Here is a 15,989-nt window from a genome sequence, read left to right on the forward strand (position 1 = left end):
TCCAGCGATGATCATCTGTAAGTTACAGGCGCAGGGCATTTTTCCTATAGCACACCCGTACTATAGGTGCGGCTGTAGTGGTGTGTTAATCGGGCGATCACAGCGCGCGGGACTTTTACACATCAGCAGCGTCGCGCCATAAAAGACCACCAGAACCTGGCTTGACGCCAATACCGGCTTTCCTGATCGCGGTGTACAACATGCGATCACAAATGACTGACGACTTCTTCTCGGCCATGCGGAAAACATGGGCCGAACCCACAAGGTCTTTTTTGAAGCTGAGACGTGCACCACCTGCAAAGGTCATTATCCTGAACGGTTTGCCAGTCTCGAATTCATGACCTGTGCGAACTTGATAAGTTGATTTTTGTTCGTCTAACGCCGCGAGCATGCGGACTACGTCACATAGGTAATGCAGCGGGCCATTTGAACCATCCGGCAGCGTGTAGTCACAGGCCAGAAACTCGAACCCGGCCGAATCTATAGATTCGAAGACCTGCTTCAGACGTTCGGAAACCAGCCAGTAGCCGCTGAACCCACCTTCAAGATCACGGGGCATTCGCTTTGACCTTTTGGCATGCACCAAATGAGGCACCTCTGGCAGTGAAGGAAACCCACCGTTTTCAGGCCTGAGAATGCGGCTCGGAGGCGTCAACAGGGCGTCCAGATTTTCGATCTCAACGTCCGTGCCAGGCCCGCCTCCGCGCGGATCACTCTGCAGGACATAAAACTGATCTTTTTCCGGCAGTTGTCCGATGTTCATTAACGCCTCTCTGCTAAGTGTCCGACGCATCCATATTGCAGGCGGCTGCTTTCTCGCGCATTGATAGCAGACCAAGTCTTAATTCTGAAGGCCTTAATGGCTTCGCCAGCAGCACAACATTGCGTTTATGCAACTCTTCAGCGACAAACCCGACATCACGTCCGGTGATGATCATGGCCGGAATATCCCTGCCACGTGCTGCTCTGACCTGGTCGATACAGTCCACTCCATTGGCGGCCGTGCCCAAATCATAATCGGCGATGAGGATGTCACACTCGGTAGTCAAACCCTGCGCCGAAGCGGCGGTCTGAACCTCGCAGCCCCACCGGCGCAGCAAGGTAGCGGTGGCGGTGAGCACATTATCGTCATCCTCAACGAGGCAAACTTTCAGGCCTTTGAGCAGACTCTCGCCGAGTTTCTTTTTCCCCGGTTGTTGCACGGGCGGCGCAATCTCCTGAAGGCCGTGAATGGCAACGCTGGTTCCGCGATTCAACTGCGAAACCAGGCTGACCCGCACCCCAAGAATCTGGCTGAGGCGCCTGACAATTGATAATCCAAGCCCCACACCTTCAATATCTTTCTCCCGCGTATGACGAACCCGATAGAACTCATCAAAAACCTTGGGCAAGTGTTCAGCCGAGATGCCTCTGCCCTGATCATGTACATGGATCGAAAGGCCACTGCGGTTTTTGCGAACCCCGATCAGTACCGGGTGCTCCGGGGCATACTTGAGCGCGTTGGAAATGATGTTCTGAACCATGGTCGACAACAGTGTGGCGTCTATCCTGACCCAGCGTTGGCAGGGGCGAATCCTTAACTCCACGCCAGCCCAGCGTGCTGCGGCAGCATTTTGCTGAGCCAAGTCATGAAGCAGTTCGCCGACATTCACCACGTCTGATTTGACTGAGACCTTGCCACTGTCCAGCGTGTAAATATCGAGGATGGAGCGGAAAAGTTGCGAGACGTTTTGCAGGGAGCGATCAATGTTATCGACCAACTGGCGCTCATATTCGCCTAGAGGGCTCGTACGCAGGCATGCGGTAAACATACCGATCGAGTGAATAGGCTGCCGCAGATCATGACTTGCCTGCGCTAAAAAGCGTTCCTTTTCCTGGTTCGCAACCGTTGCTTGCTCGGAGACCTGACGAAGCCTTATCAATAACGTATTGGCGTAGGCCGGGACCAGAATAATGACCATTATCAACATTACGACCATATAAGGCTGCGCCTGCCAGTAGGGCGTGAGTTGATAAATAATTAATATAGACAGCAGTGCCATGATCGCCGCCGTGGCCAGATAGCGCGAACCGAAGCGCATGCCGTAACCCAGGGTGACCCAAACCATAAGGCTGAAAAGTGGCAGGGTCGCTTCTGCGCCCAATATCAGTCCGACGGAGATCCCGACGTAGTCATGCACCATTGCCAACACGCGTCGGGTCAAATAAACACCCGGATAGCTGACAATGTGCATGCGCAAGATCAGGGAAAACACCAGAACGCCGGTGTAATAACCAATGATCAGTCGGTAATGCTCAAGGACAAGGTCAGGGACGAGCCCAACGACCACCACGTATGCGATCACACAACCCGCCAGGATCAGCCGGATAGTTGCCTGATTGAGTTCGGCATGTTTCCAGTCCTTCATCCCTACCTCTATTTTCAACGCTGAGCGTGAGTTTTCCGGGCGTTAGTTGCGATCTGTTGCGGCGCCAGTCGCTGACCGGGCTCAGTCAAAGAAATTGCGGATAGTCATTCTTCACACGCGCCAGAACAGCCTCGATGAGAGGGTGCTGCTCAGCACAAGGCAAGTCCCTGAGCACCGACCACGGCCCATCGATCAGCACGTGACCCGCCGGGAAGTCTGCAAGGTTATCCCGTCGTCGTAGTGCCAGGACGGCCAGTAACTCGATCGGGAAGACGCGATCAAAGTCGTAGTCGAATTCGTAAATTTTCCAGCCTGTGCTGTGTTTGCTCCGACTGATATGGAATTCAGCGGCCTGGCTCATGTGTTGCGCAAAGGTGTTCTGGTCGTCGGTCCTCCAGTTATCCAGAAGCCCCTGATAGGTAGCAATCAAGGGCTTGCGTGGCTCAAACCGGGTCGACAGTGCATAGGCGTCGCAGAACAGGAACGTTAAAAACACATCGTGGGTGTCGTGGGCGATTCGACGAGACTGAGGCAACAGATTGAGCCGCGAATCCTTCTCCGCCATTTCCAGAAAGCGCTGCGCGCTGACCTTGCCTGTATCCCAGCGACACAGCACGGTGGGGCCTGCAGCGCGCAAGCTGTCTGAGTACTCTCTGGGCCAATTGCCAAGCTGTGGCCGCAGCTGACTGTGTACCCCATCCCAGCGAAGCAGCAGCGCTCGGCTTTCAATCGTCCACCTGAAGAAACGGGCAAGCTCATCCAGGTCCGCACGAAAGTAGGCATCGCAAGCGGCTACGCTCCAAAAGTGGCTGATTCGCCCAAGTTGTGTCCCGACCTTGGGGCTAAGGCGGCCAGCAACTGCGAGATGATCTTCCACGGCGCTTGCGTAGCGGTCGATATCGCCCGAGGTTCGGGCCCGATCAAGCCATTCCCTGCATTCCGGTATCAAGGACTTCAACGAAGGGGACAATTGCATGGCCGACTCCTCAGCGTGAATTAATCATGGCGCGTATCTCAGAGAGGATTCATCCGGGAAACAGTGACTTTACCTGTAGGAGCGCGGTTGCCCGCGATTGCGCCAGCACAGACGATATCTTCATCAACTAACAGACCAAATCGCCGGCAAGCGCGCTCGTAAAACAACAGCCAAATACTGGATTGAAACGCGTTTTCTGTAGGAGCTGCCGAAGGCTGCGAAGCATTTCTACGGGTATACCGGGATCGCAGCCTTCGGCAGCTCCTACGGGTCCTATGTTTGCGGGTAGACAGCGCAGGACTATGGAAATCGGGGCCACAAGATTTGCCCCGACCTCAGGTGTTTGACTCGGCCTACAGATTGGCAGCATCTTCGAACCACAGCCCGTCCGAGTGACTCTTGGCGCCAATCCCGGCCTGTCGAACCGCATCCCGAAATGCTTTATCGCAGACAACCAAACGGCCGGAGTAGGGGACGCGGAAAATGTGCGCCGAACCGACGACGCTTTCATGAAAAACGAGCCTCGCGCCGCCGCAGAGGTTATAGAACTTTCCATTCACGAATTCATCGCTGATCTCGACATTCAACCTGGAAGCTTCTTCATCCACCGCATCGAGGACGCGCACAATGTCACACAAGAAGTGAGTGGGTCCTACCGAGCCATCAGGCAGATGGAATGTGCATTCGGCAAACTCAAAGGCCAATGGATCGACTTCCTCGAACACCTTCTTTAGCCGCTCTGAAACCAGCCAGTAGCCGCTGAATATCCCTTCAAGGTCGCGCGGCATTTTGCCCTTCTCTGGGTCATATTCAAGCCGGGCTATCTGACGCAGCGGCGGGAAACCACCTTCAGGCGGGCGCAAGATACGGCGCGGTGATGTCAGCAGCTCGCGCTCATTCGCAAAGATAACGCCGCAGCGCCCCCAGTTGCTGCGGATGTCGGGCATCAGCGTGTAGAACTTGTTTGCGTTGGGGCTGTTATGCAATATCACGACGGCCATGATCATCAGAACTTTTTAAATATTGGATCTGTGCATGCGCTATAGATAACTTCACAGGCTTGCCCGTTTACTTCCTTGCACAAAGCCAGCGCGTCCTGATTGGCAATCTCTTTACTCTTCGCGCTGCTAGTAGCGCTACGCCCGGAACCGGGAGGGGAGGCCATCGATACACACTGATTTCGATACGCTAACGTCACAATGCAGTCCGACGCTCCAGCAGCCCTGCATTGGTCAAGCGCTTGCTCTTCAGCTTCCGTTTTCGACAGTCGCCCAATGGAAGTCCATGCTTCCCCACGACTGTCCGATCCAGCAATCGCCCCCCAGGTTTTAATCCATTCCCCGGTTGGCCGCGCAGGCGCGGAATCCGCTCTTGAGGTCCCCGAGTCAGGTCCGCACTGAGGGCTGCCAGGGGCGACGCCACTTGGGCAAGCCGTCTGCGCAAAGGCTTGAGTAGAGACAGCGAGTACCAACAGTGAAAATACCGTGGCGCGAGGCATATTGATTACTCGACCTCAATGAACCTTTAGATATCTGTCCAGAGGGAAACAGTAGTTGACCTGCTGATGATTTTCGATAGCACAGGTGTGCTATTGATTTGTCGACTGCAGTCCGTAAGTTGGTTACCAGAAGAACGGCGCTCACCAAGAGCCAGGAAGCGTCCTGTGCGCCTGGCGGAACGTTGCGGAGCGCGAAATTCGATGTTGTTTATTTACGCGGGGGCGCAGTTTCAGGGCCCTATACATCTGATACGCGGCAGCAGTAAATGGGCTCAATCCTCCATAAGGTGTAGTGATGAAGCGAGCTATTAATATTTGCTGTGCGGCTTTTTGCGTCAGCTCGTTGATGTTGCCTGCATCAGCCATGGCGCAACAATCACCGCCGCAAGCAGGCACTTATGCGACCGAGGGTGGTTGGGGCCAATTAGTCATTGGGACCGCCGTTGCAAAGGGTATTCAGACCTTCTCACTGGACACCGAAAACGCCGGCAGTGGTTGTACGTTTTCCGGCCGTCTGAACCCTGGGGGAGGCGCGGTAGTTTACGAGGGCGATGCCCCAAGCCAATGTTCACTGAATCTGACTAGTACGCCCAAAGGATTAGTGGTGAGTACATCTACCAAAGATCAGTGTCGGGAGTACTGCGGCAGCAATGGCAGTTTCGAAGGTGATTACAACTATGTGCCTGCCATCTGCGCTCAGCCCGCGATGGGCGAGACGCGTCGAGAATTTAAAAAGCTTTACGACGAGAAAAAATATACCCAGGCCGAGACCACGTTAGCGCCCGTTTATAGAGAGTGCCTTAGCACAGTGGGGATGATTGATGAGGGCGGTCTGCGCAATGATTATGCGCTGACGCAGTATAAGTTGAATGACAAGGCTGGATGTCTGGCGACGCTGTCGAAATATCGTCATGACGCTGCAAGGGCAGATGATGCAATTACTCAGGACATGTCACCTGCCGTCGTCGACGATTACTTGAGCGTGATCCATGCTGCGCGCACGAACATTGCGCTCTGCGTGAAGTAACGGGTCACTCAAAGGATATGGCGCGCGATAAGCCTGTTCGGATCTCAGTATTTTCTGAACAGCGGTTCGCTGCATTCGGAGTACATGACTTTGCATGTCCCCCCACCGCTCTCATCACACACCTTTTTCACGCCACTCTCTGCAAGCTCTTCGCTCGGAGACGACTGGAAAAAAGTGCTCACTTGAGACGCAGCCAGCGCTGCGCATTGATTTCGATAAACCAGTTGAACGGCACAATCATTCGCTCCGCCCTTGGCACATTGTTTAATGGCAGAGCTCTTCGCATCGCTCTCAGATAATTTGCCAACAACGGTTCCTACTTCGCCTGTGCTAGACATTGCAATCGCGCCCCAGGTCTTGATCCATTCGCCGGTCGGACGGGCAGGGGTGTTACCTTCACCCTGTGGCTCGTCAGGCAGGCATTGCATACTCCCTGCCTGAACACCCATCGGACACCTTGTCTGGGCTTGCGCCTGTAACCCGATGAGCAGGCAGGTGACGCACGCGGCATAAAATATATTTTTCATGTTGTCGTCCGATATTTCAGTTTTACCTGTTACTGCTGCTCTGGCTGTTGGCTATATCTGACCTTCAATACCTCCAGAATACTGGGTCCGTGCATTCAGAATAGATAACCTTACACTTCCCGCTGTCGCTTTCCTCGCAACTTTTCTTCGCCAACTTAATGGAGCGCCGCTCAGAAACGGACGCCTGAAAAAAGCTTTGTGAGTCTGAAGCGACAAGCGCAGCACATTGATTGTAATAAGTCAGGCTCACTTTACAGTCGCTGGCCCCCTCAATTGCACACTGCCGAAGTGCAGCCTGTTCGGCTTCGCCTTCAGAGAATTTACCTACAGCACTGCCTGCTTCCCCCGTGGTGCTGGAGTGAGCAATCGCGCCCCAGGTTTTGATCCATTCGCCGGTCGGACGGGCAGGGGCGCTATCGCCACCTTGTGGCTCGTCAGGCAGGCATTGCATACTCCCTGCCTGAACACCCATCGGACACCTTGTCTGGGCTTGCGCCTGTAACCCGATGAGCAGGCAGGTGAGGCACAGGGCATAAAATATATTTTTCATTGTGGCGCGATGCCTCAGTTTTTACGTGTTGCTACGCAACTACCAGAGCAAACGCGGTAAGCATCTGCAATGCAAACAACTGGGGTGCGTAGCCTGATAATCACTCTATTCAATGAACCTGCAAATCTGGTTCAGCTGAAAAACAGTAATTGACCTGCAGATGATTTCCCATAGCACAAGTGTGCTATTGATTTATAAGTCGCTTGAACGGCCGCGCTGTCGCGCATCAAACATAGAGCCGGCAGCTCCTGCAGAAAATGCATTTAAACCCAGTAGTTTGCACGTTGTTTGATGAGGAGGAGGGCAAGGCGCGAATAGATTAACGGGCATTACATATAACTCAATGTGACTCAACCACCGCCGCCACACGATCAAAGTTCTGGACCGCCAGATCCTCCCTGGAAATCCAGAAAGTCGCTTGGCCGCAATCCCCAAACTTTAGGTTGATGGCGGGATCCCAGGCGAGCTGCAACAGGCATACCGGCTCCCCCTTGATGTCAGGCATGGCGCCCTGCAAAAGCGGAACATGCCCCAACATCTGATGGACTCTGGCTCTGGCACAGTACCTTCGTCCATCGGCATGCTTGCGATAACTTTCCTCATACGGCAAGTGTTCGCCTTCAAGGTCACAATATAGGCGTGATGGAATCAACGTCGCGGCGTCGGGTGAACCAGCGAGGTACGCAATGGAGGCGAGCAGGCCGTTCGTGAAAACTTTTCCCATTGTGACGTCGGTGAGCGTGGCGCCTTCATTCTTGTCGCCAATCTGTTCAATGATCCAGTTTCGGAAGGCCTCCCTCGTGGCTTCATCGGGAACGTTATCCCAGCCAAGGCGACTGGCGTGCTCCACCCAGTCCAGTACATCCTGATCAGCGACAAAGCGGCGTGTTCTCTTGCTTCGCTCATTGCCTACGATCCGCGCCAACCGATCTATCATTATTCCCGCCTGCGGGAAGTCCAACTGATAGCGCAGCCACTGGGCAGGGAACGTCCAGGATTGGGAGAGCGGTTGCTCCCAACGGAAAACAGCGTTGGCATTGGGCATTAGCCCGGTCGCTGCCACGGCTGCTCCCAGGCTAAGTTCGGACCATCGCTGGAGGTAGGCCGCCACGTCTGGCATTGAGCGGCCCTCCGGCGTTGGCACGTCGTATGGCCAGGTCTCCATCCGCCGTGCAACTAATGGCCATCGTACATGGAGGCGCGGGCCACTCTCACCAGGTAGCAGCCATCCCTGTTCCGTATATGGGCTGTCTGCTTTATTCACGTCCTGAATCGGACGCAGATGTTCCGGAGCCTGACGCTCGGGCTGGTCCTCCGGGACGCTCCGCACGTACAACACCCGGACACGTTCCTGAGGAGCACCTGTATCCCATATCTGTTCTTCGTCGTTTACAGCGAAGAAAAACAACATGCCCTGCGTTGGCATCAGCGACTCGACCCGTGGCAACTCCGCGCAGTCGACCTGCGCAAGAAAATGCATGGGCACCGACTTGCCGTAACTCACGCCTATGGGCCATTCAAAAGCATGTGGCAATTGGGGCAGACCGCCCAAACGACTGCGCACACGGGGGAACGATGTCGGGGGATAAATCCTCTGCAGCACGATTCCGGTTTTGCGGTGCTTGCAGAAGTAAGCCTCAAGCTCGGCTTCCATCTGGTGGTCGCGCACGCTGGCGTCGTAGGGGGACTGCGTTTGAGTTTCCATTTCCTGAACCTCCACGTTGCAAAGCGTCAGAGGACGCAGCCTTGACTCGGCAATGTTGCTTGGGTCGCAGTGCCAGCTACACCTGTCGTTTAATTGCCGTTGCAGCTTGCGATATACCAACGGGTATCGGTATGAATCGCGAGGCCTGGTGCCGTGGGGTTTGATAACGACAACAACCATAAAGCGAGACTTACAGATTGCTCTGTTAGCGAATCCATGAAGCTATTGCCTGACGGGTAAAACGATAATCGAATACTTGATGCGTGCCCATAGCACAGGTGTGCTATTGAAATGCTGGAGGTCTTGGGCGATCTTCTCCTGATTATTATAAATACTCGGCACTGGCTTTCATTTGAGGACTGTAGGGCATTTGAATCATAAAAATTGGCCCGTGAATTTAACAAAGCAACTTGCGCCGTATCGCCAAGCGCGCAGAAGCGTCATCAATCTTTGTGCGAACTTGTTATGGGCCGGTGTGTTGCTGGCCTCTTTTGCGAGTGCACAGCCCCAAGTCATTCCTGTATCCACAGATGCCCCTGCGCAGCCCTTGCCGGAGTTGACCTCTGAGGAACTTGCGCAGCGCATCGTGCGGTTGACGCTTTCGATCCATGGCAAGCAGGACGTGGCGCGTATACAGGTCGAGAAAAAGTTTGGCGTGAAGTTGAAATACAACGCCACCGATCCGCAGGAATTCTGGATCTCAGACGAACGGGTCGGCGGCACGGGCTACTCACTGGAATCAATATCGGACGCAAAAGGCCAACCTGTCAGTCGCCTAGACTTCAAATTTCCACAGAGTGCTGTTGCACCTGGTCAGACAGCCTGTACACAGACCATAGGGCTATATCACCAGTCGCTGGTTGACGGAGGGTTCACTGCAGAGTGGGTCGGCTCGCCGCGTCGCGGGACTCCTGCGAGATGGCACTTCGAACGTGGAAATGCGGTGGTGACGGTTTTGGTCAGTGCTGACGCACACAGGGAAGATACACAGGCCTGTGTGTCGCACTTGATGGTTCTGGCTGTATCGTAAGCGGGGCAAGTTTTACTGACGAAGAAAATTGCCCACGGCCTATGTAGTCCTCCTTTGGAGCGGCAAACGCCATGCGCGAGTCGGCTCGCGATGTTTGTAACGCAATTTAATTTTTCTTTTGGTGTGCCTTGCCACTTCCTTAATGAACACGAAAAAGACACGTTATTGGGATGAGCAGTCAATAGCACACGTGTGCTATGGATAATCGTCATCTAATCAATTATTTTTTTTGGATTGGATTTACGCAATTCAATTGGCCTAATTCCTTCAGGATTTGATTAATGACTGCGAACATACTCAAGACTGTAGCGCCCGTCGCTGCGTTTGTTTTTCTCTGCGCATGCGCAGGTGCACCGCCAAAACCCCCGAGTGGTTCTGCGCCCTATACCCCTACGCAGTGTGGAGGGGTTAAAACCGATACGGTGGCGTTTCTGACCAAGGCTTGCGACAGTCAACTGCAATCCGGTGCCCAGCCTCTAGCCTGTGGTTCTTTGCGCGAGGAGATTGCCAAGGTGATCAATCAGGCGCAGCAGGAACCCGCTCGCATAATGGCCGCACAGGGTGGCAATAGTTGCCGCGAGCTCGTGATGGAGCAGATCAGCGGCGACATGGACAAAGCCATGCAAACGTTGAACAGGTACCAGGCTGCGCAACTTGATGAACTTATTCCGAAACAGTGCGCTCGTGTTGACTTCAGGAAGCTCGATGCACTCGGCAAACAGTGCGAAGAACAACTGGCAGAGCCAGGTAAAATGAGTACGAAGACCGCGTGCGCAAACCTGTCGAAAGAAATCGACTTGATGCAGCCCGTGCTCGACAAGGCGGGGGTACAAAACAATCTGGATCCAGATGCGTGCAGCAACTCCGTCAAGCGTATAAACGCCCACTTCGGCAAGGCATTGAAGCCAGCGAGTGAGTACCACTCCCGCAAATTTGATGAGAATCCGACATGGTAATTCGTGCGCTCAAGCCTTTATTGCTCGCGAGCATATCGCTGATCAGTGCCTGCGCCTCTGTTCCAGAGTTGATGGCTCGATCAGCTTGGGAGGGGCGTAATGTCAGTGAAGCGTACGAGGTGTGGGGTGGGCCACAACAGATTAATCAGAATTCAGACGGTGTATTTACCCTCGTCTGGTTTGAATCACACTTCAAAACCGATACGGTCTACAAAGGCAGCAGTGAGAACGTCAGTGGTGGTGTTCGAAACATCACGAATTATTACGCCGATGAAACCAGAAATGTGGAGTGCAAGATCACGCTGTATGTCGCTCCGGATCAAACCATCCTTAAAGCCGATTCCGAAGGCGGTTGTGGCCCACATATGACGCCACCCCCGAAGTGAATCTTCGCCGCGCTTATGCAGCCATCCAGTGAGGTCGCCTTCCTGACGCGTGCATAGCGGACACGGGGCCTGCTGGCCCACATCATGGTCGCCAGGTTCGCCGACCATCTACCGATGTATCGCCAAGATAAAATCTTTGGCCGCGCTGGGTTTTGATTTGAGGCGCCAAACGAATATCGAATCGGGTAAGTGTTCCGCTCGCCGTTCGAGCCATGTATGGAAGTAGAGTTCGAGATCGACCAAAACACGGAGGCCTTGCCGGCCCCCGTTTACGTTCCTGTTATCTACGCGACGACCCTTGAGCGAGAGTTATCCGCTTCATACCCTGATAGCCTCAAAGGCTCTGAAGGAGTCACGCTGCTAACCGCATCTAGCCTGCAGATTTGTTCATGCGTGAGGTTTACGGACAACGCACCCAAGTTGTCGGTAAGTTGCTGCTTGGAGCGTGGCCCTATGATTGGAATCGCCCCGTGGGTGCTAGCCCATGCAATTGCAACCTGGCCAGCATTTACGCCGATTTCACCTGCCATCTCCAGAACCGCATCCATAATTAAGGTGCGCTGAGCGGAGTTTTCAGCTTGAAATACTTTGCCACCGAACCCTTCTGCACGACCTTTTTCGCCTTGTCGATATTTACCAGTCAGCATGCCGCCGCCCAACGGAGACCATGTCACGATGCCTAGGCCCAAGGCATATGAGGCCTGGAAAAGATCAGCCTCGGGTTCACGGTGCACTAGGCTGTGCTCGAACTGAGCCGCTGCAATAGGCAACGCATGGGTGAGTTCGGCTAACGTGACCGCGCGGGAAAGTCGCCACGCCGGAAAGTTGGATAGACCCGCGTACAGGATTTTCCCTGCACGTGCCAAATCTTCGAAGCCTCTGACGATTTCTTCCACCGGAGTTACGCCGTCCGGGTGATGAGCCCAATATATGTCGATCCGATCTGTTTTAAGACGTTTTAGACTCGCTTCTACCGAAGTCACTAAAGCACGACGGCTGTTGCCTGTAGCAAGCCTGTTCGCGTTGGCTGCAGCACCGTTGGTGAATTTCGTGGCCAGCACGAAATCGTCGCGTCGTCCTTTAAGCAGAGTTCCCAGCAACTCCTCAGACTGGCCGAATTGATAAATATCTGCGGTATCGATGAAGTTGCCACCGGCCTCTGCGTAGGCGTTGAAGATCGCCGCACTGGAGTCGGAATCTGCGCCATAGCCCCAGCCAGTGCCGAAGTTGCCGGTGCCGAGTGCGAGTTCTGAAACACGCAGTCCGGTATTGCCGAACGCTTTGTAGTTCATAGCTATCTCCGCTTTGGATGTTGATTTACTTGAGCCAACGAATGCTGCGGCTGCTGCTACCGGGGAAAACCTTGCTGTTACGGATCGAGCATCAAACCACGCCACACAATGTGGGCAGGATTGGGGAGGGTAGTGGACTTAGGCTTTTTCCGAGTGTCCCCATTTCGTACAAACGGCGCGCTCGCCATATGTCCGCTCAATGTCCTCAAACGTTCCTCAACAGGATTTGCGGTTTGCCTTAGCACTTTGGCATCTTCGCCAGACAAGAGAGGGACTTCATCGCAAAGACCGCTTACTGCAGTTTCTGCGAGTAGATCCTGGGTGATGCCACCTCCCACAGGTAGAGCTTCATCTAGCGATCCCACGGTTGAACCCGTTGCTTCAACGTTTGTGCTGCCCATTTCTGGCTCCTCACAAAATAGGCGTTACGCAAGGTTAATCACCACTTTCCCCTTCGCTCTACCTTGTTCGACGTACGTGAGCGCGTCAGCAATAGACGCGAATGGGTAGACTTCGTCGATAATCGGTTTGATGGCGCCCGACTCAACCAGAGTCGTAATTTCTTGCAGTTGTGCGCCGTCGGAGCGCATAAAAACGAAAGAGTATTTAATCCCGGCCGCGTGTGATGCTTTTCGGATACCAAAACTAAGCAAGCGCAGGATCTGCTTGACCGCCCAAGACAACCCTTGTGCGTTGCCAAACTCAGGCGTTGGTGGCCCTGAGATGGATACGAGAAGACCGCCCGGCTTGAGACACTTCACCGACTTCTTGAGAACAACCGAATCCAGGCTATTGAGGACAACGTCATAGTCATTGAGGACGGTCTCGAAATCCTGTTTTTTGTAGTCAATGACAATGTCGGCCCCGAGTGCTTTTACCCACTCAACATTTGACGTGCTTGTGGTAGTCGCAACGAAAGCGCCCAGATGCTTGGCAAGCTGAATGGCAATGCTACCCACGCCTCCTGATCCTGCGTGGATGAGCACCTTTTGGCCTTTTTTAACCTGGGCAGTTTCAACCAGAACTTGCCATGCCGTCAGCGCGACTAAAGGCAACGATGCTGCTTGCTCCATACTGACGTTGCGAGGCTTCAGAGCTAAAGAGTGCTGGTTGACCGAAATAAGCTCGGCAAATGTCCCAATTCGATCTTGCTCAGGCCTCGCGTAGACTTCGTCGCCAGGTTTGAATTGCTGAACATCACGCCCGACACGAACCACAACGCCAGCCAAATCATTCCCCAGTATCAGAGGGAATGCGTACGGAAGAATTTGCTTGAATTCCCCTGACCTGATCTTGGAATCCAGAATGTTTATGCTTGCGGCCTTTATTTGAACCAGAACATCGGTGGGGCCTACCTGTGGATCAGGTACCTCGGCAATACGTCCACCGCCCTTACCATATCGTTCGATAAAAAAAGCTTTCATGATGATGTAACTCTTAGTAGACAAAGGTAGGCGCGGAAGCGGGTGGCATCCAAATACTTTGAAATTCCTGTTCAGGTCTCCAGGAAGGCCAGTGCTGCGCAGACGAAGTCCGCGTGGTACTGAAAGATTCCGCCATGTCCCGCGTCCTTGTAGATAATCAGCTGAGCGTTAGGGATGCGACGCGCCATATCAATCGAGTTCACAGTGGGCACCATGATGTCGCTGTCCCCGTTGGCGATGAGGGTTGGAATCCGTATGTGGCTTAGACCCTGAGGCATCTGGCGACCCCACGCTTTGATCGCCTTTAGTTGCCGCAAGAACGCTGTTGGGGTTGGGCCTTTATCGCGATCATTCTTCCGCTCTTTCAGCCGCTTCAAAAACGCGCGCGCTGCTTTCTGGCTATTAGCCGATGCAGTGAAGAACAGGTAAAACTTAGGGTCGCGCAGTGTCAGAAGCCCTTTCAGCATCAACGGCCACGACACAGTCCAAACCTTGTCGATACCCTCACCGCCGGCTGGTCCGGTGCCGGTCAGAATGAGTTTTCGTACAAGCTCAGGGGCTCTCAATACGATGTCCTGTGCCACAAACCCACCCAGTGAAAATCCCAAGAGGTCGACTTTCTGGAACCCTAGAGTGCGTATCAAGGCAATTGCGTCAGTTGCCATCTCACTGACGGTCAAAGGGGCAGTTCCACCAGAGGCGCCGATTCCTCGATAGTCAATGGCAATGACTCGTCGGGTGAGAGCTAATCCATCAACGATGCGAGGGTCGAAGTTATCCAGGACGGCGCCCCAATGGTTTAAAAGAACGAGCGGCAATCCCTCTCTTGGCCCTAAGTCCCGGTAGGCAAAAGCCGTTCCTTCGACATTGACCCACTGGTTAGCGGAGTGGATGAACAGCCCCTGCGACCCTGGGCGAGTTTTTTTGGATTCAGCGGTCATTTGCGCACCGTGCCCGAATTGATGGACAGATAGGTGGGAGGAGAGGAGTACGCAACAGACGCTCTGCCTTTAAGCAATGTGTGAGCGCCTGCTGCATCGCAGTCCAGCCTTGGTTTTTAGAGCGTTCGGCGACTATGCGTGAACGGCTTCGGTGACGACGCGCCGTCCTGAAATTTGAGTGGCCCCGAAAATTGCAAGGCCGGCTGACGCTCTCTGGCCGTAATAGATCGCCGCAAGCCCGTTTGGGACGAAGCCTGACCCTGCACGGTTTCGCGTAAGCGGCGCCATCACAACTCGGTTGGAGAGTGTCATTGAGCCGAGTGTGTATGGCTCAAACAAGGTCTTATCGTTCATATGGGTTCCATAGAAGCTGGTGAGTGAGGCTGGCCGCAACCAGATGGCATAGAAATGCGGCGATGAATTTATGATGTCGATCATACTCAAAGATGTCAACAGTTTTGAGTATGATCGACATCAGAGTATAGTCAGGCCATGGTTTTGAGAGGTTTAGCCGAAATGAAAATCACTAAGGCGCAATCAATTGCCAACCGGGCCCACATTGTTGAAACAGCTTCCGAGCTATTTCGTGAGCGGGGTTATGACGGCGTCGGGGTCGCGGAGCTGATGGCGACAGCCGGGTTCACGCAGGGAGGCTTTTACAAGCACTTCGGTTCCAAGGCTGATCTTATGGCCGAAGCCGCTGAAAACAGCCTTTCGCAATCGCTCGCCCGTACCTGCGATCTCGATGTCTCAACTTTCGTAAACCTGTACGTATCTAGAGACCACCGAGACGGTCGAGGCGAGGGTTGTACAATGGCGGCACTTTGTGGTGACGCTGCCCGTCAATCAGATGAGTTGAAGGCGACCTTTGCTACTGGGATAGAGGGCACACTGGCTGCGATCGAGGAAAACTATCAGAAGGGGCTGGATGTGCCTGTGCCGAAGCAAGATGCTCGCGCGAAAGCGATTGAATTGCTAGCGTGTGCAATCGGTGCTGTGATGTTGTCGCGAGCATGTCCAGATGATTCACCTCTCGCTGATGAAATACTCGAAACTTGTCGCACCGAAATAATTTCTTCTCTTCCCTCACGAGGGTGAAAATTAATTAAATCAGTTAATGAGCGCTACCTGCCAAGAATTGGCGTAGGAGTAATGACACGTCGCATCGCATGTCTTTGTGTCGGAAGTGCTGGTGCACGCCCACCCACAATTCCAGTAAGTTCCAGGGTTATTGCCGCATCAGTATTTGGCCTCCTGATCTGCGAAAAA

16 protein-coding genes and 2 pseudogenes are annotated in these 15,989 nt (G+C 53.8%); 6 read left to right on the forward strand and 12 right to left on the reverse strand.

All coding sequences use genetic code 11. The annotated features are described in order from the left end of the window. Positions 1-115: 115 nt before the first annotated feature. From ABRP31_RS13770 to ABRP31_RS13790, 5 genes are all read right to left on the reverse strand, one after another. Positions 116-763 carry an imm11 family protein gene (locus ABRP31_RS13770; RefSeq protein WP_349969990.1) on the reverse strand — a complete coding sequence of 216 codons (648 nt, stop codon included), beginning with the start codon at positions 761-763 and terminating at the stop codon, positions 116-118. A 13-nt stretch (positions 764-776) separates the two neighbouring features. Further along, positions 777-2,408 (reverse strand): hybrid sensor histidine kinase/response regulator, encoded by a 1,632-nt coding sequence (locus tag ABRP31_RS13775; RefSeq protein ID WP_349969991.1) that lies wholly within the window; start codon positions 2,406-2,408, stop codon positions 777-779. Between the two features lie 85 nt (positions 2,409-2,493). Then, entirely contained in the window at positions 2,494-3,384 is an 891-nt protein-coding gene (locus tag ABRP31_RS13780) for a hypothetical protein (protein ID WP_349969992.1), read from the reverse strand. A gap of 353 nt (positions 3,385-3,737) precedes the next feature. Next, on the reverse strand, positions 3,738-4,391 hold the full coding sequence (locus ABRP31_RS13785; RefSeq protein WP_349969993.1) for a DUF1629 domain-containing protein: 654 nt from the start codon (positions 4,389-4,391) through the stop codon (positions 3,738-3,740). Then, a complete protein-coding gene (locus ABRP31_RS13790; protein WP_349969994.1) occupies positions 4,391-4,882 on the reverse strand; it encodes a DUF4189 domain-containing protein in 492 nt (163 codons plus the stop codon). The genes ABRP31_RS13785 and ABRP31_RS13790 overlap by 1 nt, the downstream gene beginning before the upstream one ends. A gap of 295 nt (positions 4,883-5,177) precedes the next feature. Between ABRP31_RS13790 and ABRP31_RS13795 the strand changes: the two genes are divergently transcribed. Further along, positions 5,178-5,909, forward strand: coding sequence for a hypothetical protein (locus ABRP31_RS13795; protein ID WP_349969995.1), 732 nt, complete (start codon positions 5,178-5,180; stop codon positions 5,907-5,909). Positions 5,910-5,953: 44 nt separating this feature from the next. On the opposite strand, the gene ABRP31_RS13800 is transcribed toward ABRP31_RS13795, so the two are convergent. From ABRP31_RS13800 to ABRP31_RS13810, 3 genes are all read right to left on the reverse strand, one after another. Next, positions 5,954-6,436 (reverse strand): DUF4189 domain-containing protein, encoded by a 483-nt coding sequence (locus ABRP31_RS13800; protein ID WP_349969996.1) that lies wholly within the window; start codon positions 6,434-6,436, stop codon positions 5,954-5,956. 64 nt (positions 6,437-6,500) lie between these two features. Continuing rightward, positions 6,501-6,986 (reverse strand): DUF4189 domain-containing protein, encoded by a 486-nt coding sequence (locus ABRP31_RS13805; RefSeq protein WP_349969997.1) that lies wholly within the window; start codon positions 6,984-6,986, stop codon positions 6,501-6,503. 340 nt (positions 6,987-7,326) lie between these two features. Then, complete coding sequence (locus ABRP31_RS13810) at positions 7,327-8,691, reverse strand: DUF1963 domain-containing protein (RefSeq protein ID WP_349969998.1); 1,365 nt, start codon at positions 8,689-8,691, stop codon at positions 7,327-7,329. A gap of 391 nt (positions 8,692-9,082) precedes the next feature. On the opposite strand from ABRP31_RS13810, the gene ABRP31_RS13815 reads away from it, so the two are divergent. The 4 genes and pseudogenes from ABRP31_RS13815 to ABRP31_RS13830 form a co-directional block, all read left to right on the forward strand. Continuing rightward, a complete protein-coding gene (locus ABRP31_RS13815) occupies positions 9,083-9,721 on the forward strand; it encodes a hypothetical protein (RefSeq protein ID WP_349969999.1) in 639 nt (212 codons plus the stop codon). A 422-nt stretch (positions 9,722-10,143) separates the two neighbouring features. Next, positions 10,144-10,677: a hypothetical protein gene (locus ABRP31_RS13820; protein WP_349970000.1), complete on the forward strand. Its 534-nt coding sequence runs from the start codon at positions 10,144-10,146 to the stop codon at positions 10,675-10,677. Then, complete coding sequence (locus tag ABRP31_RS13825; protein WP_349970001.1) at positions 10,671-11,063, forward strand: hypothetical protein; 393 nt, start codon at positions 10,671-10,673, stop codon at positions 11,061-11,063. Before ABRP31_RS13820 ends, ABRP31_RS13825 begins: the two co-directional genes overlap by 7 nt. A 60-nt stretch (positions 11,064-11,123) precedes the next feature. Further along, positions 11,124-11,213: pseudogene (locus tag ABRP31_RS13830) on the forward strand (transposase); the annotation flags it as partial. Positions 11,214-11,347: 134 nt separating this feature from the next. Here the strand turns inward: ABRP31_RS13830 and ABRP31_RS13835 are convergent. From ABRP31_RS13835 to ABRP31_RS13850, 4 genes and pseudogenes are all read right to left on the reverse strand, one after another. Continuing rightward, positions 11,348-12,355, reverse strand: coding sequence for an aldo/keto reductase (locus ABRP31_RS13835; protein WP_349970002.1), 1,008 nt, complete (start codon positions 12,353-12,355; stop codon positions 11,348-11,350). A 425-nt stretch (positions 12,356-12,780) separates the two neighbouring features. Continuing rightward, the gene (locus tag ABRP31_RS13840; protein WP_349970003.1) at positions 12,781-13,779 is read right to left on the reverse strand and encodes an NADP-dependent oxidoreductase; all 999 of its coding nucleotides are present in this window, start codon (positions 13,777-13,779) and stop codon (positions 12,781-12,783) included. A gap of 71 nt (positions 13,780-13,850) precedes the next feature. Continuing rightward, positions 13,851-14,720, reverse strand: a complete 870-nt coding sequence (locus tag ABRP31_RS13845; RefSeq protein WP_349970004.1) for an alpha/beta hydrolase — start codon at positions 14,718-14,720, stop codon at positions 13,851-13,853. Positions 14,721-14,855: 135 nt separating this feature from the next. Beyond that, positions 14,856-15,074 (reverse strand): annotated as a pseudogene (locus ABRP31_RS13850) (alkene reductase); the annotation flags it as partial. Positions 15,075-15,236: 162 nt separating this feature from the next. Between ABRP31_RS13850 and ABRP31_RS13855 the strand changes: the two are divergent. Beyond that, entirely contained in the window at positions 15,237-15,818 is a 582-nt protein-coding gene (locus ABRP31_RS13855) for a TetR/AcrR family transcriptional regulator (RefSeq protein ID WP_349970005.1), read from the forward strand. Positions 15,819-15,989 lie beyond the last annotated feature (171 nt).

This window comes from Pseudomonas caspiana (genome assembly GCF_040224095.2).
GTDB classification, from domain to species: Bacteria; Pseudomonadota; Gammaproteobacteria; order Pseudomonadales; family Pseudomonadaceae; genus Aquipseudomonas; species Aquipseudomonas caspiana.